This window comes from Streptomyces sp. NBC_00271, from assembly GCF_036178845.1.
Taxonomy (GTDB): Bacteria; Actinomycetota; Actinomycetes; order Streptomycetales; family Streptomycetaceae; genus Streptomyces.
Map to the genome: position 1 here is coordinate 11,608,517 of NZ_CP108070.1, position 19,775 is coordinate 11,628,291.

Genomic DNA, 19,775 nt, shown 5'->3' on the forward strand with positions numbered 1-19,775 from the left:
TGAACAGCCGGCTGGTCGGCCAGCCGGCCAGCCGAGCGGATGACCAGATGAACAGGAGGCCGGTCATGGCCGTCACCCCGCCTGCCGCGCCCAGCGCACCCGCCCCTGCCCTTGCTGCCTCGCCGGCCCGGGGGGCGGTCCGGGCGGCGGCCCCGGCCCCGCCGCCTGCGGCTGCTTTCACCGCGCGGCCGCCCGCCGCGGTGTCCGGGCCGGTGGTGTCGCCGGCGGGGAGCGGGGACAGGGGCGGGGGCGTCGTCCGTGTGGCCGGGCCGGTCCCGGGAGCGCTGGCGCACCGGTATGCCGCGCTGCCGCCGCCGCTGCGGGTGGCGCTCGCCGCGCTGCGGCTGGAGGTGCTGCTGGGCGATCCCCGCGACGCGGCCAACCCCTACAGCCTGCCCGCCCTCGCCTCCGCCCCCGCCGCCTCCCCCGCCGCCGCAGGGTCCGCCGCCTGTGCCGGGTCTGCCGCCTCTGCCGGGGCGGGGGAGGGGTGGGACGGGCGGGCGGGTGTGCTCCTTACGGCGGCCGGTCTGGGCCAGGTATGTGCCGCTGACCAGCGGGTGCGTGCCCTGCGCCCGCTCCTGCGCCGGGATTTGGCCCTGGGACATGCCGCGGGCCGGTGGGGCGGGCCGGGTATGCCGCCTGCCCGGCGTGTCCGGGGGCAGGACGGGGAGTCCTGCCCGGTGTCCTCTCCGGTGCCCGCCGCGCTGCTCGGCCCGGCGGCCCTGGTGGCCGCCGCCGGCAGCGTGCTGCGCCAGGCCGCGCTCACCGTGGCCGGCCGCGGCAGTGGTGAGCCGGCCCTGCGGCAGTGGCAGCCCGTGCTCGCCGCCGCCTTCGCCGACCTGCTGGCCTGCGAGAGCCTGACCTGTGTGGCGCTGCGCCGCCCGGCCGCCCCCGCCCCCGGTCCCGGGGCGGGGCCAGGGCCGGGGGCGGGGCTGCTGGGCGCGGTGGCCGGCTACGTGGTGCCGACCGTGCTGGCCGACGTACTGGCGCAGCTGGGACTGGTCCTTGCCGAATGCGGCCACGGGCCCGCCAGGGCCGGGGGCGGGATGCTCGCGAAACTGACCGGTGACCTTCCCCTGGCCGGGGTGGACGCGGCGGGCGCCGCGCACTGGCAGGCCCGCCTGGCCAGGGCCCTGCCGGCCCTGGCGGCCGAAGAGCCCCGCACCGCGCACCGCGGCCCGCTCCCCGCTTTCTTCCGGCTCGCCGACCCGCCCGCCCCCGCCCCCGCCGGCGGCGTCGCCGCTGCCGGGGGGCAGGAGGGCGGGCACACCCCGGACGGGCACGAGTCCGGCCGCCTTGCCCCGGACGGGCACACCCCGGGCGGGCTCGAGCCGGGCGGGTACGGCGTGGGCGGGGACAGTGTGGTGCTGTCCGGTCTGCTGCGCGCCGGTGCCGCCCGTGCGGACGGTGCGGACGGTGCGGATACGGGCCGTGCCGCGCTGGGGGCGCTGGCCCGGCGGCTGCTGACCGAGCAGCGCGCGCTGCGCCGGCCGTGCCGCACGGCCGGCGCGGACCCCGGCGCTGTGGCGGCGCGGGCGCTGGCGGACCGGCAGGCCCTGCTGTGGCTGGCCGCCGCCGTGCTCGGTGTCAGGGAGGCCGCCGACGACGGCCGCGGCCTGTTTCTGGGCGGTACGCACTGGGCGCTGCTCGCGCTGTCGGGCATCGCGGGACGGCTGGGCGTGCCGCTGCCCGGACCGGCCCCCGACCCGCGCGTACCCGTCTGGGCGGAACTGGCCGACCGCGTCCGCCGCGGCGTGGACTGCGACGTGTACGCCACCCGGCTGCTGTGGTGAGCGGGCACAGCCCGGCCGACGGCCCGGGCAGCACCACACCCCCCGGGACCACACCCCCCGGGACCACACCCCCCGGGACCACACCCCCGGGGACCACATCTCCTGGGGCCGCTCCTTCCGGGACTGGGTCCGCCGGGGCGGGTTCCGGGGGCCGGGGTTTTGGCGGGCCGGGGCGGAACGGGCCGGGGGAGGGCGGGGGAGAGCGGGTGCCCGGCCCGCTGCTGCCCGCACTGCCGTCCGGCCCGCCGCCAGGGACCTCGCCTGTTCCGCTGCCCGGGCTGACGGCCGGTCCGCCACGCGGTCTGCCGTCCGGGCTGACGGCCGGTGTGCCGCCGGGCCTGTCGGCCGGTCTGCCGCCAGGGACCTCGCCTGTTCCGCTGCCCGGTCCGCCGTCCGGTCTGTCGGCCGGTCTGCCGTCCGGGTGGGGGGCCGGGGGGCTGTCCGGGCTGTCGCCGGGGCCGTTGTTGCACGTGGCGGGGCCGGACGGGCCGTGGGAGCAGGTGCACGACCAGCTTGCCGGGCAGGGCCATGCCCTGGTGCACACCACCTGGGGGCAGTGGCTGACGGCGGCGCTGCTGGATCCCGGGCTGCGGTCTCTGCTCGGCCGTGACTGGCCGCGTTACCGGCAGACGGCCGCTCCGGCGGGCCGGCTGCGGTTCGCCGTTTCCCGGATGGTCCTCAAGTACACCGCGGCCGCCGCGCTCCAGGTCCCCGCGGATGCCCTCGACCTCGCCTACCGGCCGGGCGGCCGCCCGCATCTGCGCGGCCTGGCCGAGGCCGAGGTGAGCCTGGCCCACACCGACGAGCTGATCGTGGTCGGCATCAGCCGCAGCGGGCCGATCGGGGTGGACGCCGAGCCCGTCGCCCGCCGGCCTTCTTTCGAGCTGCTGCACCCTTACGTGTGCACCCCGGACGAGGCCGCGGAGCTCGCCGTGCTGGGCGAGGACGAGCGGGCGCTGCGGCTGCTGCACCTGTGGACCCTCAAGGAGGCCTACACCAAGGCGCTCGGGCACGGCATGCGGCGCCGTTTCTCGGCGGTCGGGTTCCGCCGCGACGAACAGGGCCGTACGGTCCTGGCCGGCGAGCCGGACAGCGCGGCGCGGTGGGTTCTGGCCACCCATCTCGTCCACGGCCGGTATCTGGTCAGCAGCGCCCGCCGTCCGCCCCGGGAAATCGAGACCGCTTCGCGGCCCGCTCCATACCCGCTCGAGGAAACAGGCCTCCCACCTGCGGCGACGTTAGGCTGGCAGCTGCCGGGCAGCTCCGGCGCACAGCCGACATGACGAGAGGCGGGCGTCGTGAACCACCGTGCAGCCATCCCACCGCACCCGGCCCGGCCCGCCCCCGCCCGGTCCGTCTCCGTGCGGCCTGTCCCTGCCCGGCCTGCCTCTGCCCGGCCTGCCTCTGCGCGGCCTGTCTTCGCGCGGGGCGCCGCCGCGGGACGTCCCGGCGGCAGCTTTCGCCGCCGCCCGGCCCGTCGCGGGCCGGGCGCCGCGGCCCGCGCTCACCGCCCGGGCGGCCCGTCCGCCGTCACCCCGCCCGGGGCTGCCGCACCCGCACCCGCACCCGCAGCGGCCGTGCCCGCCGTGCCTGCCCTCCCCACACCCCTGCCACCCCTGCCGGTCCTGCCACCCCTGCCACCCCTGCCACCCCTGCCGGTTTTGCCGGCCGTGCTGGTCCTGCCGGCCGGGTAAGGGGTGCGGGGGGCCGGTCCGCCGTGCCGCGGGGGCGGGTTCTGGGGTCGGGGAGGCCGGATGAGCAGCCAGGGTGTGCCGCGGGGCGCTGTTCTTGCCGTGGTCCATGAGCCGGTGGCGCTGTCGCCGGGCGGTCCGCTGGTCCTGGAACTGCGCGGCCCGCTGGGTCCGGCGGACGCCGAGACGGTCGCCGCCCGGCTCGCGCAGCGCCACCGTGCCTTCGGTGTCGCGCTGGACAGTCACCGGCCCGGTCACCACACGCTGCGCCTGACCCCGCCCGCCGCGGGCGGGCTTGCCGCGCTGCCCGCGGACCTGCTGGCCGACCTGCTGGCACCGCCCCCGCCGGGCGGGGAGATCCTCCCGGTCACCGGACACCAGCAGACCCTGCTGCGCGCCGCCCTCACCCCCGCCGCCACCGCCACCAGCACCAGCACTGGCACCGGCGGCAGCAGTGACGGCGGTGACGGGGGCGGGGTCGAGCAGTTGTACTGGGACTGGTCCGGGCCTTTCGATGTGGCGCGGTTCGCCGCGGCGTGGCAGTCCGTCGTCGACCGGGAGTGTGTGCTGCGGGCCTGTTTCGACTGGGTCGCCGCGCCGCGTCTGGTGCTGCACGCCCGGGCCGAGGCGGACATCGCGGTGTGTTCCCCGGCCGCCGTCACCTGGCCCCAGCTGCTGCGGCGGGACCGGGCGCGGGGGTTCGCGCTGCACCGGCCGGGACTGCTGCGCCTGACGCTGCTGGCGGCGGAGCCCGGCGGGGGTGCGGGCGCGGCGCCGCCGCGGGTGCTGCTGACCTATCACCCGGCCCTCCTCGACGAGCGGGGTGTGCACCTGCTGCTGCGGGAGTTCTACCGCGCCTACGCCGCCGGCGGCGTCCTGCCGGGCGGGGAACGCCGTCCCGATCTGCGCGACCATGCCCGCTGGCTGGCCGGCCAGGACACCACGGCCGCGCGGCAGTTCTGGGCCCGCGCGGTGCCGCCGCCGCGGGCCGCCACCCGCCCGGGGCGGCCGGGCGGCGCCACCGGGCAGAGCGGGCCCGGTGTGCTGCACACCCGGCTGCGGGCGCCGGAGACCCTCCGGCTGCGTTCCTGGGCCGCGCTGCGCGGCGCCGCCGAGTCCAGCGCGCTGCACCTGGTGTGGGCGCTGCTGCTGTACCGGGCGGCGGGCGTTGCCGGGCCGCTGCCGGTGAGTTTCGGGGTGCAGCTGTCGGGCCGGGACATCGCCCTGCCGGGGGCGGCGGGCATTCCCGGCCTGCTGGACAGCCCGCTGCCGATGACCGTGACCGTCGATCCGGCCGCCCCGCTGGCGGACCTGCTGCACCAGGTCCGCGACACGCTGCTGGACCTGGCCGCCTACCCGTGGGCCAGCACCGAGACGATCCGTGCGTGGGCCCCCCGCCCGCCCGCCGCCCCCGCCCCCGCTGCCGGTCCCGGTCCTGTTGCCGGTCCTGTTGCGGGTCCTGCTGCGGGTGTGGGTCCGCTCTGCGGTGCCGGCGGCACTCTGGTGCGTTTCGACGGCCCGCTCGTGCTGCCGAAGGTCCTGCGCGGCGAACTCGCCGCCCAGGGCGTCCACGCGGACACCCCCCGCAACGCGGCCGGCGCCGCCGGCGGGCCCCTGACCCTCGCCGCCCGGCACGACAGCGCGGGCGGCCTGGTCCTGGGCCTGTTCTACGACCGGGCGCAGCTGGCGGACGAGGACGCCGCCGCCCTGCACTCCCAGTGCGTACGCCTGCTGCGCGCGCTGCCCGAGTTCCGGCAGGCCCAGGCCAGTGCCGGACAGCTGCTGGACCTGCTGGCCCGGGCCGCGGCACCGCGCATGGCCCGGCCCGTGCCGCCCGCGCCGCACCCCGCCCTGACCGTGCTGCGGCCCGGGCATCCGCACGCGGACGTGATCTGCCTGGTCACCGCCCCGGGTGTGCCGGCGGGCAGCTACGACCTGTTCGTCCGCGGCCACCGCGGCCCGGAGGAAATCGTGGCCGTGCACGGTGACGGCGCACCGGGCGTGCTGCACCAGGCATCCGGGCCGGGCCGGCGCCTGGTGCTGTGCGGGTGCGGGCCCGGGGGGAGGGCGGCCTACGAACTCGCCCAGCGCACGCCGCATGCTCCCGGCATGGTTTCGGCCGTGGTCATGACCGGCATCGGCGACGCCGCCGCCAGCGCGTCCGCCCTCGCCCGCGGGGTGCGCTCCGTCCTCACCCCGCCCCCCTGAACCCGCCCCCCCGTGCCGGAAACTGGTCCCCCCCCCGCAGGGCGTACGTCGTGCGTCCGCTCGCGGTGTCACCGGTGGCCGCACCCGTTCCCGGACCAGCTCCGACCACCAAGATCAGGGATCTGGGCCCGAGCACCAACTCTGGAGTTGAATCGGCTGATGGACATGTCCTCCCGAGAGATCCGCATGCCCCTCAGCGAGGTCGTCTCAGTACTGCAGGACCTGAACGAGTTCGTCGTTTCCCTCGACCGACTTGGATCGCGCCAGGCATCCGGAACCGCTGACGAGTACACCGTCGGCACATTTCATCGCCGACTGGGATGTCGCTCGGCGATTGGCCCGCGCCCGACGCGTCATCAGCGTTGCGCTGGATGCACAACTGAGCGAGGAAGACAACGCCGAGATCGACGCCCTGTGCGACCAGGGCCGCTTCTACGGCACGGACAGCGCCATCGGCCCCTCCACTGACCAATCCAGCTGAGACGGCAAGCGCATCGGACCGGACCAATCGAGGCGGGGATCGGTTCGGTACGGGACCAGGCACCCGACCAACAAGATCACGATCTGCAACTGGAGTACTAGTGTCCTGCGCCAGTAGTTGATCGTTAGAAGTTGCGTGACTTCTACTGCTGGTGCGTCAGCTCCTCGTCGGGGCCCGAAGCTGGAACCGTTGCTGCTGTCTGATGACGAGCGGGCGGTGTTGGAGCGGTGGACGCGTCGGGCTACATCGGCCCAGGCGCTGGCCCTGCGCGCGCGGATCGTGCTGGCGTGCGCGGGCCCGGAGGTGCCGCCGATCGTCGCGGTCGCCCGGGAACTGCGGGTGACCGCGGACACCGTCCGCAAGTGGCGCCGACGCTTCCTCGCCGAGCGGCTGGACGGGCTGGCGGACGAGCCCCGGCCGGGCCGGCCGCCCACCATCAGCGTCGATCAGGTGGAAGCGGTGGTGGTCACCACGCTGGAACAGCTCCCGAAGAACGCCACCCACTGGTCGCGGACATCGATGGCGCAGCACAGTGGTCTGTCGAAGTCGACCGTGGGCCGGATCTGGCGGCAGTTCCAGCTCAAGCCGCATCTGGCGGACACCTTCAAGCTGTCGACGGACCCGTTGTTCGTGGAGAAGGTCTACGACGTCGTGGGCTTGTACTTCAACCCGCCCGAGGGTGCGGTGGTGCTGTCGGTGGACGAGAAGTCGCAGATCCAGGCACTGGACCGGTCCCAGCCGGTGCTGCCGATAATGCCGGGCATGCCCGAGCGGCGTACGCACGACTATGTGCGCAACGGCCTGACCACGTTGTTCGCCGCGTTCGATGTCGCCACGGGTGAAGTCATCACTGCCCTGCACCGCCGGCACCGGGCCGTGGAGTTCAAGAAGTTCCTGATCCGGATCGACAAGGAGGTGCCCGCGCACTTGCAGGTCCACCTGATCGTGGACAATTACGGCACCCACAAGACACCCGCGATCAAGGCTTGGCTGGCCAAACACCCGCGGTTCGAGCTGCACTTCACCCCGACCGGCTCGTCCTGGATCAACCAGGTCGAGCGGTGGTTCGGCTACCTCGCCCACCAGATGATCCGCCGCGGCGCACACAAAAACATCCAGGCCCTGGAAGCCGACATCCGGGCATGGGTCAAGGACTGGAACGAAGCCCCCAAGCCGTTCGTCTGGACCAAGACGGCCGAAGAAATCCTCGACTCCCTCGCCCGCTTCTGCCGACGGATCTCTGGCGCAGGACACTAGTACTCCAGCAGCACTTTGACGTTTTCCCTGTTCAGGGGCGGTCTGGGTGAGTGTAGAGGGCTGATGACCGGCCTGTGTTCTCTTTCCCGGGCCGCCCCTCGATCGTGTGCAGCCGCCGCTGATAGTGACAGCGGCGGGCGACGGCTTGGCGTCGTCTGCGCCAGTGTGACCACCTCAACGCGCGTGCGCTGATGAGGGGCTGGTGAACGGCGGTGGATGAGTGGCCAGTTGCCAGGAGCCGCCGAATTTCTGCCACGGTGAGGGGCGCGAGGCAGGAACCGTTTCTGCTGCCCCTTTTGCCGCGGCGTCGACGGCCATGACGGCCAGAAAGGCATGCGCCAGCATGGCCAGGGTGATGTGCCGCATCCAGCCGGTGTAGCGGCGGACTTCGTACTGGTCGAGGCCGCATTCGTTCTTCGCGGCCTGGAAGGCTTCCTCGATGGCCCAGCGCGTCCCGGCGACGCGGACCAGGTGCTCGATGGTGGTGCCGAGCGGTGCGTAGGCGAGGTAGTAGGCGATCTCTTCGGGCTTGCTGATGCTGCGGCGGGCCAGTGCCCACCGCTGGTGGGTGGGCATCTCGTCGTCGAAGTCCTCGATGGGCGTGATCTGCAGGGCGGCCCAGTGGTAGACGCGCGGGCCCTTGGCACCGTCACCGCACGAATGCCTCTCCCACGCTTCGTCGGGTGCTTGGGAGAAGAGGTGGTCGATGCGTCCGAAGTGGGGCACCTGCTGGGACTTGGGAACCGCGAGTACATACCCCAGGCTGGTCTCCTCCAGCATGTGGCGCAGCCGCCATTCCTGGCCGTAGGCGGCGTCCGCGGTCACCCATGCGATCGGCAGCGGTGAGGCGATCGCCCGCAGCACCATGGCCTTGGCCAGGTCGGGTTTGGTGGCGAAAGTCCGCTCGTTGGGGATGTGGGCGGCGCGGCAGCGGTCGCGGTCGTCGGTCCAGGTCTTGGGCAGGTACAACTCCCGGTCCACCAGGGCGCGTCCACGGGTGGTGGCGTAGGCGGCGAACACGCCGATCTGGCAGTTCTCGGTGCGGCCGGCGGTGCCGGAGTACTGGCGCTGCACGCCGGCCGAGGTGGTGCCCTTCTTGAGGAAGCCGGTGTCGTCGAGGATGAGGATCCCGTCGGGCTCGCCGAGCCGTTCGGCTACGTAGTGCTGGAGGTCGTCGCGGAGCTCATCGGCGTCCCAGCGGGCGCCGTTGAGAAGCCGCTGGAGGCGGTCGGGTGTGCGGTGTCCGGCGTATTCGGCCAGCTGCCAGCCGTTTTTGCGGCCGACCGGGCCCAGTAGTCCACGGATGTAGTCACGCATCCGGCGACGCGGCTCGACACGCCTGAAGCGGTGGCCGGTACGCAGGAACAGTTCCTCGAGTTCGTCGTTCCAGATCTCAACTGCACGCTCGTCGATCACGCAGGGAGGCTGCCCGGACCGCTGTCACTATCAGCGGCGGCTGCACACGATCGAGGGGCGGCCCGGGAAAGAGAACACAGGCCGGTCATCAGCCCTCTACACTCACCCAGACCGCCCCTGAACAGGGAAAACGTCAAAGTGCTGCTGGAGTACTAGCCTGCGCCGGGTGATGACAGCTGATGACGTGTTGTTCGTCCTGGCCCTGTTGCAGCGGGCGGAGGCCGGCGTCTGGGTCGGTGGCGGATGGGGGATCGACGCTCTGATCGGCGAGCAGACCCGAGACCATCGCGACCTGGACCTGATGCACCGGCAAGACCAGGAAGCCGCCGTGCTGGCGGCCCTCTCCGCGGGAGGCTTCGTGGAGAGCCTGAACTGGAGACCCATCCGATTCGTCGTGAAGGCTCCGGACGGCCGGGAGATCGACCTTCATCCGCTGGTCTTCAGTGATGACGGCTCAGCAGTGCAGGCGTCACCCGAACCGCAACGTCCCTTCGTCTATCCCTCCTCCTGCTTCGTGACGGGCACCATCCAGGGGACGCCCATCCCGTGCTTGTCCGCCGAAGCAGCAGGTCTACTTCCATCAGGGATACGAACCAACGGAACGTGACCGGCACGACATGGCAGAACTTCGCCGCGTCTTCGGGATCGCCACGCACTTTTGACCCGCGTCGAAGCGGTGTCAAAACTCACCGACATGCTCGCGCTCACGGAGCATGAACCGATGTCAGAACTCATCGGCATGCGCTGCTGCTTGTCATCGGCATAACCACTTCTGGTCGTTCGGGGCGTGCTGACGACGTTTCGAGAGGGCCGCCCGGCGGCCGGCTGCCACCGCGCTGGCAGCCCCGCGGCCGGGCGCCACCGCCGCTGAGGCGGACCGGGCCCGGTCCGGCCCGCAGCCGCAGCGGCGGACGGGCCGCCGCCGTCCGCCGCCGGCCCGCAGTATCCCTCCCGCCGCTGCCCGCCCCCGCCGCGACTCGCTGCGGGGGCGGGGGCGGGTCTGTCAGGCCGTGAACAGGTCGTAGGTGGAGCTGTGGCGCGGGCCCGCGAGGACGTCCAGCTGGGGGTCGACGGTCAGGACGGCCTGGTGGAGGCGTTGCAGCTGGGGGGAGGGTTCCACGCCCAGGTCCTCGATCAGCCGCACCCGCAGCCGGCGGTAGACCTCCAGCGCGGAGGCCTGCCGGCCGGAGCGGTAGAGCGCCACCATGGCCTGGGAGTGCAGTCCCTCGTGCTGGGGGTGACGGGCGGTCAGTTCGATGAGCTCGGCGATGAGTTCGGCGTGCCGGCCCAGCCGCAGGTCGGCGTCGATGCGCCGTTCCACGGTGACCAGCCGGCTCTCCTCCAGCCGCACCACCTCGATCTCCAGGACCGGCCCCAGCCGTACGTCGACCAGGGCGGGGCCCTGCCACAGGCCCAGGGCCGCCTTGAAACGGGCGGCGGACACCTCGTCGTCACCGCTCTCGAAAGCGGCCTGGCCCTCCCTCGTCAGCCGGTCGTACTGGTGCACGTCGACGCAGTCGGGCGGGATCTGCAGCAGATAGCCGCCGTGCCGGGTGGCCAGCACCTCCTTGGCGCCGCCCGGCGCACCGGGCCCCATCGCGGTGCCCAGCCGCCGGCGCAGCTGCAGGATGTAGGTCTGCAGCGTGGTCAGCGCGCTCTGCGGCGGCTGTGTCGCCCAGATCTCCTCCATGAGGGTCGGGACGGGCATCACCCGCCCGGGATACAACGCCAGCAGCGACAGGATCTGCCGCGGCTTGCCCGCGCTCGGAACGATGGATCCCCCGTTGACCTCGGCACTCAACGGACCCAGAACCTGAATCCTCACGGTCTCCTCCGTATTCCGCATTCCGTATGTCGTCGAGCTCCTTGTCCCGTTCCACTTTGTTGGCCGGAAATCCGCGCCGCCGCTCACGCTAGCCGCGGCCGTCCCCGTCCAGCGTTTTCCTGGATCCGTTCTCGAGCGGACTTCCAAGTCCGGTGCCGCGTACGGCGTTCGGCGCGCTGGAGAACGTGTGTACGGCCGCTCGAAGAGAACTCCTGATTCCGCTGTCGCCGCACTCCACACGGCTACCGTCGTCCCTCTTTCCCGCGCGCCGGCGCGGGGCCGGCCGGATCCGTAATCACCGCCACCGGCGCAGTCAAGACACCATGTCCCCGCCCCGCCGCATACGCGCCGCACCGCGCGCCGCCCGCGCCGCCACCCGGCCCCGCCGCCCCCTCCGCCCGCCCGCCCGCACGGGCGGCAGCTGGCCGAAGCGTTTCCCGTTCACCGAGTTTCTGCGAATCGGTGATTCGCCCGTTGCTGGGCGAAGGTCCCCGTCTCACTCGCTACCAGGAGGTATCAATGCGGGGTAGACGCTTCAATGCCACCGGCCCCGCAGGACGGGGTCTTACGGTCGGCTCCACGTCCGTTTTCTGTCTCCGGGCCACTCCCGGCGACGTGCCGCTTCACGAGCGCGGCGAGGTTCAGTGCCGCGTTCTCATCCCGGTCGAGGACGAGTCCGCAGTGGTCGCATGCGTACATCCGTATCCGGAGAGGCAGTTTGGGTGTCACTGCCTGGCATCCGGAACACGTCTTGCTGCTGGGGAACCAGCGGTCCGCCACTTCGAGCGTTCCGCCGTTCCACCGGGTTTTGTAGGCGAGTTGACGCCGGATCTCGCCGAATCCGGCGTCGGCCACGACGCGGGCGAGTCTGCGGTTCTTGAGCATTCCCGAGACGTTGAGGTCTTCCACCACGATCGTGCCGTACTCGCGGGCCAGGGGGGTGGTGAGCTTGTGGAGCGCGTCCCGCCGCAGGTTCGCGGTGCGGCAGTGCACCCGGTTGCGGGCCGCATCCGCGCGCTGCCAACGCTTCGAAGGCTGCTGCCCGGTGCGCCGGTCAGGGCCCAGACGGCGGGCGGCCGTACGGGACAGGCGGCCGAGCTTGCGGCGCGCGGTGTCGTAGTGTCTGGGGTTCTCGGCGGTCGGGCGGCCGTCGGAGAACACCGCGAGGTGCTTGATGCCCAGGTCGACGCCGATCACCGTATCCGCTCGGGACGGGGTACGGTCGGTGCGCTCGACTTCGCAGGTGAAGGACACGAACCAGCGGCCCGCCTCGCGGCGGACGGTCGCCGACTTCACCACCGCCGTGCCGGCCGCGATCCGGCGGTGCAGCTTGCGTGTGGACTCATGCGTCCTGATCGTTCCCAGGACCGGGAGCGTGACATGCCTGCGGTCGTCTTCCAAGCGGATCGTGCCGGTGGTGAACGAAGCCGACGGCGTGGTCTTCCGCTTCGACTTGTAGCGGGGAAAGCCCATCCGCGGGCCCTTGCGCTTGCCGCGCTTGGAACCGGACCAGTTCTCCAAGGCCCGGGCGAGCTGATCCAGCCCGGTGGCGTACGCCTCCTTCGAGCACTCCGCCCACCATGGCGCCACCTCCCTCTTCGCTGTGTTCCAGGCCTTGCGCAGGGAATACATCGACCAGCCGAACGACGGCGTCAGATCGGCCTCGGCCATGCCGTAGGACCGTTCCGCCTCCCGCTGCCCGAGGTTCGCTTTCACCTGCGTAATACCCCAGTTGAACGCCACCCGGGCCGCACCGGCATGCCGCAGCAGCGCCCCGGCCTGACCAGGCGTCGGGTCCAGTGCAAACCGGTAGGCATGCCTGACGATCACCCGGTCAGGCTACCGGCCACCACCGACAACACCCCTGCCATCAACGGAAGTTGAGAAACACTGAGATTCGACGACGAAGCCCACAGCAGTTAAGAACCCCCGCCCCCGCACACACCCCCTCACGCGCCTTTGCCCCGCCGTGTGCAGTGCTCTTCGAGCGCAGTGAGAGCGGTTCTTGAGCCCGGTGGCCGACGGTGTCCCCACGACCGGAGGAGGGGGTATGGGCACGCCGGAGCACCACGAGCCCGTCCTGCGCGTGGAGCGCGGGCAGGCCAGCGACGAGGAACTGGCCGCACTCACCGTGGTGCTGCTCGCGCTGCGCGCGGGCGGCGCGTTCCCCGGCCGGGGCAGGCCGGTCAACGGCTCCCGCTGGTGGCGGCCCCGCACCCGCCGGGCCCCGCGCAGCTGGCAGTGACACCGCCCCCGCACCCACCGGGCCCGGCGGTGATGCGGAACTACCCGCCCCAGAAAGGGACCTGACATGGCATTGACCACCGCCCCCGCCCGTACCCAGGGCCCCGCCCCCACCCCCGCCCAGGGCCCGGCCCCGGCCGACATCCGCGGGCGCGTGGCCGAACTGCACGCGATCCGCGAGGCGGCGCTGCGAGGACCCAGCGAGAAGGCGACCGAGGCGCAGCACGCCAAGGGCAAGCTGACCGCCCGGGAGCGCATCGCCCTGCTGCTGGACGAAGGCAGCTTCCAGGAGGTCGAGCAGTTGCGCCGGCACCGGGCGACCGGGTTCGGCCTGGAGGCCAGGAAGCCGTACACCGACGGTGTCGTCACCGGCTGGGGCACGGTGGAGGGCCGTACGGTCTTCGTCTACGCGCACGACTTCCGTATCTTCGGCGGTGCGCTGGGCGAGGCGCACGCCACGAAGATCCACAAGATCATGGACATGGCCATCGCGGCCGGCGCGCCGCTGGTCTCCCTCAACGACGGTGCGGGCGCCCGCATCCAGGAGGGCGTGAGTGCGCTCGCCGGCTACGGCGGCATCTTCCAGCGCAACACGAAGGCGTCGGGCGTCATCCCGCAGATCTCGGTGATGCTCGGCCCGTGCGCGGGCGGCGCCGCCTACAGTCCCGCGCTGACGGACTTCGTGTTCATGGTCCGCGAGACCTCGCAGATGTTCATCACCGGCCCCGACGTCGTCAAGGCGGTCACCGGCGAGGAGATCACCCAGAACGGGCTCGGCGGCGCCGACGTCCACGCGGAGACCTCCGGCGTGGCGCACTTCGCCTACGACGACGAGGAGACCTGCCTCGCCGAGGTCCGCTACCTCCTGTCGATGCTCCCGCAGAACAACCGCGAGAACCCCCCGCACACCACCCCCCACGACCCGCCCGGACGGCGCGGCGAGTCCCTCCTGGACCTGGTCCCCGCGGACGGCAACCGCCCCTACGACATGGCGAAGGTCATCGAGGAGATCGTCGACGACGGCGACTGCCTGGAGGTCCACGAACGCTGGGCCCGCAACATCATCTGCGCGCTGGCCCGCCTGGACGGCCAGGTGGTGGGCATCGTCGCCAACCAGCCGCAGACCCTGGCCGGCGTGCTGGACATCGAGGCCTCCGAGAAGGCCGCCCGGTTCGTGCAGATGTGCGACGCCTTCAACATCCCGATCGTCACCCTGCTGGACGTGCCCGGATTCCTGCCCGGGGTCGACCAGGAGCACGGCGGGATCATCCGGCACGGCGCCAAACTGCTGTACGCGTACTGCAACGCGACCGTGCCGCGGATCTCGCTCATCCTGCGCAAGGCCTACGGCGGCGCCTACATCGTCATGGACTCCCAGTCCATCGGCGCCGACCTCACCTACGCCTGGCCCACCAACGAGATCGCCGTGATGGGCGCGGCAGGCGCGGCAGGCGTCATCTTCCGCCGGCAGATCGCCCAGGCCGCCGACCCCGAGGCCATGCGCGCCCGCATGGTCAAGGAGTACAAGGCCGAACTCATGCACCCCTACTACGCCGCCGAACGCGGCCTGGTCGACGACGTCATCGACCCCGCCGCCACCCGCGAGGTCCTCATCCGCTCCCTGGCCATGCTGCACGCCAAACACGCCGACCTGCCCTCCCGCAAACACGGCAACCCCCCGCAGTAACCCCCGCCCCCGCCCCCGTCCCGCCCCGGACTTCCCCGCCCCGGACTTCCCCTTTCCGCCCCCCTTCCGCCCCTTCCCGTGCCGGGAGCAGACCCGGCGGTCTGCTTTGCGGGCCGCCGGGTGCGGCGGGCGGAGCCGGGGCCCGGCCCCTCCCCGGAGGGCGCGGACCGGGGGATTCCGGCGCCCCGGCGGCCTGCCGCCCGTCCGCCGCCGGTCCGTCACCCGATAGAAACAGCACGAACGGTCTAGTATTGACAGACCGGACGTGCTGTTTTGTAATCGTGGGTGCGGCACGGCACACCGACCAGGGGAGACGGCGTGGACATCGACGTACTGGGCGCACTGGCGGTGCGGGAGAACGGGGTGTCCATCACCCCGACCGCGCCGAAACCGCGGCAGGTCCTGGCTCTGCTGGCGCTCCACGCCGACCAGGTGGTGCCGGTCGCGGCCCTCACCGAGGAGCTGTGGGGCGCGGCCCCGCCGCGCAGCGCCCGCACCACGCTGCAGACGTACGTGCTGCAGCTGCGCGAGCTCCTCGCGCAGGCGCTGGGGGACGACCGGGCCGCCGCCAAGGACGTCCTGATGACCCTGCCGGGCGGCTATCTGCTCGCCTCCGGCGGCGGCAGCAGTGACGTGCGCGCCTTCGAGCGGCTCGCGGGGGAGGGCTACCGGGCCATGGACCAGGGCGCCTTCGCCGAGGCGGCCCGCACCCTGGGCCGGGCGCTGGCGCTGTGGACGGGGACCGCGTTCGCCGACGTCCAGAGGGGGGCGCAGCTGGCGATGGAGGCCCGGCGGCTGGAGGAGAGCCGGCTGTGCGCGCTGGACCAGCGCATCGAGGCCGATCTGCGGCTGGGCCGCCACCGCGAACTGCTGCCCGAACTGACCGTGCTGACCAGCCGTTACCGCACCCACGAGAATCTGCACGCGCAGTTCATGCTGGCCCTGCACCGCTCGGGGCGGCGCAGCGAGTCGCTCAGCGTCTACCACCAGCTGCGCGCCACCCTCGATGCGGACCTGGGCCTGGAGCCCTCGCCGCGGCTGCGGCGGCTGCAGCACTCCATCCAGACCGCGGCGCCGGAGGCGGCACCGGCGCCCGCCCCCGCCGACGGCGCGGGCCCGCCCGCACCCGCACCCGCGCGGGTGCGCTGACACGCCGCGGACCCGCGCAGGGCGGCCTTCGCAGGGCGGCTCATTCTTTGGGCGGAGGGCCGCGGCGGCGGCTGGTTCCCGGGAGCCAGTCACCGCCGGCGCAGATCACCACGGCCGGGGATGTGGCGGGGTGCCGGCGGCGCCCACAATGCCACAACGGCCACCCGGGATACGACCCTTGGAGACGCCCACCATGACATCCGTCCCTCAGCCGCCCGCGGCCTCGCCGACGCCCGTGGCCGACGTGCTCGCCGAGCTCACCGCGGTGCTGGCGGGCATGATGCGCATCGAGCCGCAGACGCTCGACGCGCAGGAGCCCTTCCGGCTGCTGGGCCTGGACTCGATGCTGTCGGTCGAGTTCGTCGCGGCGCTCAACGCCCGCTACGGCACCCGGATCGCGGCCACCGCACTGTATGAGCACCCGACGCCCCAGGCACTGGCCCGGCACGTCGCGGCCGAACTCGGCACCCCCCGCCCCGCCACACCCACACCCACACCCACACCCACAGACACGGACACGGACACAGCCACAGTCACGGAGGCAGACGTGGCCACGGCCACGGCCACGGCCGTGGATACGGATGTGGCTGAGGTGGCTGTGGAGGCGGTCACCGACACGCTGCGGGAGCAGCTCGCCGGGATCCTGCACTGCGGGCCGGGGGACATCGACGTGAGCGCGCCGTTCGCGGCGCTGGGGCTGGACTCGATCCTGGCCGCGGAGTTCCTGGCCGGCATCAACCGCACCTACGGGCTCAGCGAGCAGGCCGACCTGCTCTACGACCAGCCCGACCTCGGGGCCATGGCGGCGTACGTCAGCGCGCGGGCAGCGCACCACACGCCCGCGCCGGGCCGCTTCGGCGCGGCTTTTGCCGTCCCGGCCGGGCAGGCGGGGCCCTCCCCGGCGGGCCCGGCGCCGGGCGGCGCCCAGGTTCCGCCGGCGGGGGTCGATCTGGACGCGCTGCTCGACGCGGTACGTGACGAGGTGCTCAGCATCGACGAGGCGGCCGCCCTGCTGGCGGCCCGCTCCGCCTGACGGACCGTCCCAGACGAAGGGCGCACGAGGATGGACACCCGGGAGATCCTGACGCGGTTCAAGGGCGGCACCCTGCGGCGTGAGCACGCCGTGGCCCTGCTGGCCGGCACGTCGCCGGCCGTGGCCCCGCCGGTCGTGGCCCTGCCGGTCGTGGCCCTGCCGGTGGCGGCGGACCGTGAGCCGCCGCCCGTCCCCGTCCCCGGCCCTGTTCCCGGTACCGGTGTTGGTGTCGGCGACGGGGCCGGTGTGCCGTGTGCGGTCGTGGGGATCCAGGGCCGTTTCCCGCAGGCGGGGGATCTGGAGGCGTTCTGGCGCAACGGGCTGCAGGGGCGGATCGCCGAGGCCGCGCTCCCGGGCGGGCGCCGGTCGGCGTGTGCGGGCTGGCGGGGGCATTTCCTGGACGGTGTGGAGGAGTTCGACCCGGACCTGTTCGGGCTCGGTGCCCGGGAGGCGGCGGGGCTGGACCTGCAAGAGCGGCTGCTGGCGCAGAGCGCGTGGCAGACGCTGGAGAGCGCCGGATACGCCGGAGCGCGTCTGGAGCGGCTCACCGCTCCCGACGGCACGGCGCGCAGCGTGGGGGTGTATGCCGCGCTCGGCCCGGCCGGCGGTGCGCTGCCGCCCGCCGGGCACCGGCACACCGCCCCTCCGGCTTCCCGGCCCGGGCCGGCCGCGCGGCTGTCGCGGCTGCTCGACCTGCGCGGGCCCAGTCTGAGCGTGGACAGCGGTGACTCCTCCTTCCTGACCGCGCTGCACCTCGCGCTCGGTGCGCTGCGCGCGGGCGAGTGCGCCGCGGCGCTGGTCGGCGCGGTCGAGCTGCGCCTGCATCCGGCGTGCCAGCGGCCCGGCGCCGGTGAGGGGGTGGCGGCCGTGCTGCTCAAGCCGCTGGCCGCGGCCCGTGCCGACGGCGACCGCGTGCACGCCGTGATCCGCTCCAGCGCGGTCGGCCACCCGGGCCGCGCCGCCCCCGGCCCGCAGCACGGCCGGCTGGTCGGCCGGGCGCTGGCCGCGGCCGGCCTGCGGCCCCCGGACACGGGCCCGCAGGCTCCGGAGTCCGGCCCGCAAGGCCCGGACTCCGGCGCGCAGTCGGAGGTGCCGGACGCCGGCCTGGAGGCTGTGGGGGTCGCTCTGGAGGAGAGTTCCCGGACGGTGGCGGCGCTGGTGGGTGATGCCGGGGCGGTGACCGGGGCGGCGGCCCTGGTCCGCGCCGTGGGGCAGCTGCGCCATGCCGTGCTGCTGGCCGGCCCGGACCGCCCCGCGCCCGCCGCCTGGGAGCCGGCCCGCCGCGACGACGGCACCGTGCTGCCCCGCAGGGCGCTGGTCAGCGTGCCGGGACCCGCAGCCCCCGCAGCCCCCGCAGTTCCCGTAGACCCCACGGACGCCGTAGACGCCGCAGGCCCCGCAGACGCAGGGGATGCGGCAGACGCTGCGGACGGCGTGGAGGGCGTCGAGGGCACGGACGGTGTGGATGTGGGTGTGGTGCTGGTCGTGGAGGAGGCGCCCGCCGTCCCCCGCGCCCCGGCCCGCACGGGCCCGCCGCCGGGCACGCGTCCCGCAGAACTGGTGCTGCTGTCCGCCGCGACGCCCGCGCACCTGGCGGCCACCGCCGGCCGGCTCGCGGCCCGCCTGTCCGACGGCGGCGGCCGGGACGGCGCCCCGGCGGCCCCGGATCTCGCCGCACTCGCGCACGAACTGCGCCTGGGGCGGGCGGTGTTGCGCTGCCGTCTGGCGGTGACCGTCCGCACGGTCGCCGAACTGACCGACGCGCTGGCCGGCTTCGCCGCGCACCCCGGCCCGGGCACGGGCCCGGCGGGCGTGCGCAGCGCCGACCTGCGCGGCGCCGCGGGCCCGCCGCTGATCGAGGGACTCGAGGAGACCCGCGCCTATGTGGCCGCCCTGTGGCAGGGCGGCCGCCTGGAGCAGCTGACACGGCTGTGGCTGGCCGGGGCCGACGTCTGCGCCGTACTGCCCGCGCATCCCGGCCCGGCCGCCGTCGAGCTGCCCGCCACCGTGCTGCGGCCCCGCCCGCTGGAGCCCGGCCCCGGCACGGACGGAGCACCGCAGTGACCCCCCGCCCCGCACCCCCGGCCACCCCCGCCCCCGAACCTGCCCCCGGACCCGGGGCCGTCCCCGCTCCTGGTGCGGGGGGCGGGGAGCCGGTCAAGCTGTGGCTGTGTCCCAACGACGGCCTGCCGCCCGAGGTCGCGCTCCTGCTCGCCACGCACTGGCTGGACGCGCAGGAGCAGAAGACCGCGAGCCGCTTCCTGTTCGAACGCGACCGGCGCCAGTACCTCCTGGCCCACACCCTGGTGCGGCGCGCGCTGGCGCTGGAGGCGGGCCTGGCCGAGGCGGAGCTGGTCATCTGGCGTTCCGCGCGGGGACGGCCCTTCTTGCGGCCCGCCGCCGCGGGAGGGCCGCGCGGCGGCTCCCAGCTGGACTTCAACCTCTCCCACGCGGGCGGCTACAGCCTGCTGGGCATCGTGCGCCGGCACCGTATCGGCGTGGACGTGGAACGGCTGGAGGACCGGGACGAGCGGGCCATCACCACCATCGTGCGCACCTTCGCCGCCCCGGAGCGGGAATGGGTCGCGCGCGCCGCCGCCGGCCCGGCCCGCGACCGGCGCGCGCTGCGCGTGTGGACCCTCAAGGAGGCCTACTCCAAGGCCCGCGGCCTGGGACTCGGGCTGCCCTTCGACGCGTTCGCCTTCACGCTGGACGACGAACGCGGCGTACGCGCCTTCACCCCGCCGGCCGACGACACGGCCCGCCCGTGGCGGTTCGTCGAACTGGAGCCGGTGCCCGACGTGCTGGTCGCCGTCGCCGTCCCCGCCGACGAGGCCCAGGACCCGGTCCTGCACCTCGGCTACGGCTTCCCCTGGAGCCGCGCGGCACTGCGCAGCTTCCCGCTGCCCCGCCCGGTGGGCGGACACCCCTCAGCACTCCCCGCATAAGACGAGAAGGCAGAGGAGTGGGAGATAACGGTCGAAGGCCACG

14 protein-coding genes and 1 pseudogene are annotated in these 19,775 nt (G+C 73.8%); 12 read left to right on the forward strand and 3 right to left on the reverse strand.

Features of this window, described 5'->3' with window-relative positions:
- Positions 1 to 65: 65 nt before the first annotated feature.
- The 5 genes from OG798_RS53140 to OG798_RS53160 all read left to right on the forward strand — a co-directional run bounded on the left by OG798_RS53140 (position 66) and on the right by OG798_RS53160 (position 7,430).
- Positions 66 to 1,793, forward strand: coding sequence for a hypothetical protein (locus OG798_RS53140; protein ID WP_328755983.1), 1,728 nt, complete (start codon positions 66 to 68; stop codon positions 1,791 to 1,793).
- Positions 1,794 to 1,999: 206 nt separating this feature from the next.
- Positions 2,000 to 3,076 carry a 4'-phosphopantetheinyl transferase family protein gene (locus OG798_RS53145; protein WP_267060030.1) on the forward strand — a complete coding sequence of 359 codons (1,077 nt, stop codon included), beginning with the start codon at positions 2,000 to 2,002 and terminating at the stop codon, positions 3,074 to 3,076.
- A 471-nt stretch (positions 3,077 to 3,547) separates the two neighbouring features.
- Positions 3,548 to 5,692, forward strand: coding sequence for a condensation domain-containing protein (locus OG798_RS53150; RefSeq protein WP_328759949.1), 2,145 nt, complete (start codon positions 3,548 to 3,550; stop codon positions 5,690 to 5,692).
- A 253-nt stretch (positions 5,693 to 5,945) separates the two neighbouring features.
- Complete coding sequence (locus OG798_RS53155) at positions 5,946 to 6,173, forward strand: hypothetical protein (protein ID WP_267060028.1); 228 nt, start codon at positions 5,946 to 5,948, stop codon at positions 6,171 to 6,173.
- A 135-nt stretch (positions 6,174 to 6,308) separates the two neighbouring features.
- Entirely contained in the window at positions 6,309 to 7,430 is a 1,122-nt protein-coding gene (locus OG798_RS53160; protein WP_438948367.1) for an IS630 family transposase, read from the forward strand.
- 174 nt (positions 7,431 to 7,604) lie between these two features.
- Here the strand turns inward: OG798_RS53160 and OG798_RS53165 are convergent, their stop codons facing one another.
- The gene (locus tag OG798_RS53165; RefSeq protein WP_443053689.1) at positions 7,605 to 8,846 is read right to left on the reverse strand and encodes an IS701 family transposase; all 1,242 of its coding nucleotides are present in this window, start codon (positions 8,844 to 8,846) and stop codon (positions 7,605 to 7,607) included.
- A 169-nt stretch (positions 8,847 to 9,015) separates the two neighbouring features.
- On the opposite strand from OG798_RS53165, the pseudogene OG798_RS53170 reads away from it, so the two are divergent.
- Positions 9,016 to 9,508 (forward strand): annotated as a pseudogene (locus tag OG798_RS53170) (nucleotidyltransferase domain-containing protein).
- 341 nt (positions 9,509 to 9,849) lie between these two features.
- On the opposite strand, the gene OG798_RS53175 reads toward OG798_RS53170, so the two are convergent.
- A complete protein-coding gene (locus OG798_RS53175; protein ID WP_054231258.1) occupies positions 9,850 to 10,671 on the reverse strand; it encodes an AfsR/SARP family transcriptional regulator in 822 nt (273 codons plus the stop codon).
- Between the two features lie 516 nt (positions 10,672 to 11,187).
- Positions 11,188 to 12,501, reverse strand: a complete 1,314-nt coding sequence (gene tnpB, locus OG798_RS53180; protein WP_328755981.1) for an IS607 family element RNA-guided endonuclease TnpB — start codon at positions 12,499 to 12,501, stop codon at positions 11,188 to 11,190.
- 220 nt (positions 12,502 to 12,721) lie between these two features.
- Here tnpB and OG798_RS53185 point away from each other — a divergent pair, with 220 nt between their 5' ends.
- From OG798_RS53185 to OG798_RS53210, 6 genes are all read left to right on the forward strand, one after another.
- Positions 12,722 to 12,916, forward strand: a complete 195-nt coding sequence (locus OG798_RS53185) for an acyl-CoA carboxylase subunit epsilon (protein WP_095849933.1) — start codon at positions 12,722 to 12,724, stop codon at positions 12,914 to 12,916.
- Positions 12,917 to 12,982: 66 nt separating this feature from the next.
- Complete coding sequence (locus OG798_RS53190) at positions 12,983 to 14,602, forward strand: acyl-CoA carboxylase subunit beta (RefSeq protein WP_328755980.1); 1,620 nt, start codon at positions 12,983 to 12,985, stop codon at positions 14,600 to 14,602.
- A 318-nt stretch (positions 14,603 to 14,920) separates the two neighbouring features.
- Positions 14,921 to 15,751, forward strand: a complete 831-nt coding sequence (locus OG798_RS53195; protein WP_267060024.1) for an AfsR/SARP family transcriptional regulator — start codon at positions 14,921 to 14,923, stop codon at positions 15,749 to 15,751.
- A gap of 193 nt (positions 15,752 to 15,944) precedes the next feature.
- Positions 15,945 to 16,784, forward strand: a complete 840-nt coding sequence (locus tag OG798_RS53200; RefSeq protein ID WP_328755978.1) for a phosphopantetheine-binding protein — start codon at positions 15,945 to 15,947, stop codon at positions 16,782 to 16,784.
- Between the two features lie 30 nt (positions 16,785 to 16,814).
- A complete protein-coding gene (locus OG798_RS53205; protein WP_328755977.1) occupies positions 16,815 to 18,848 on the forward strand; it encodes a beta-ketoacyl [acyl carrier protein] synthase domain-containing protein in 2,034 nt (677 codons plus the stop codon).
- Positions 18,845 to 19,732 carry a 4'-phosphopantetheinyl transferase family protein gene (locus OG798_RS53210; RefSeq protein WP_328755976.1) on the forward strand — a complete coding sequence of 296 codons (888 nt, stop codon included), beginning with the start codon at positions 18,845 to 18,847 and terminating at the stop codon, positions 19,730 to 19,732. Before OG798_RS53205 ends, OG798_RS53210 begins: the two co-directional genes overlap by 4 nt.
- Positions 19,733 to 19,775 lie beyond the last annotated feature (43 nt).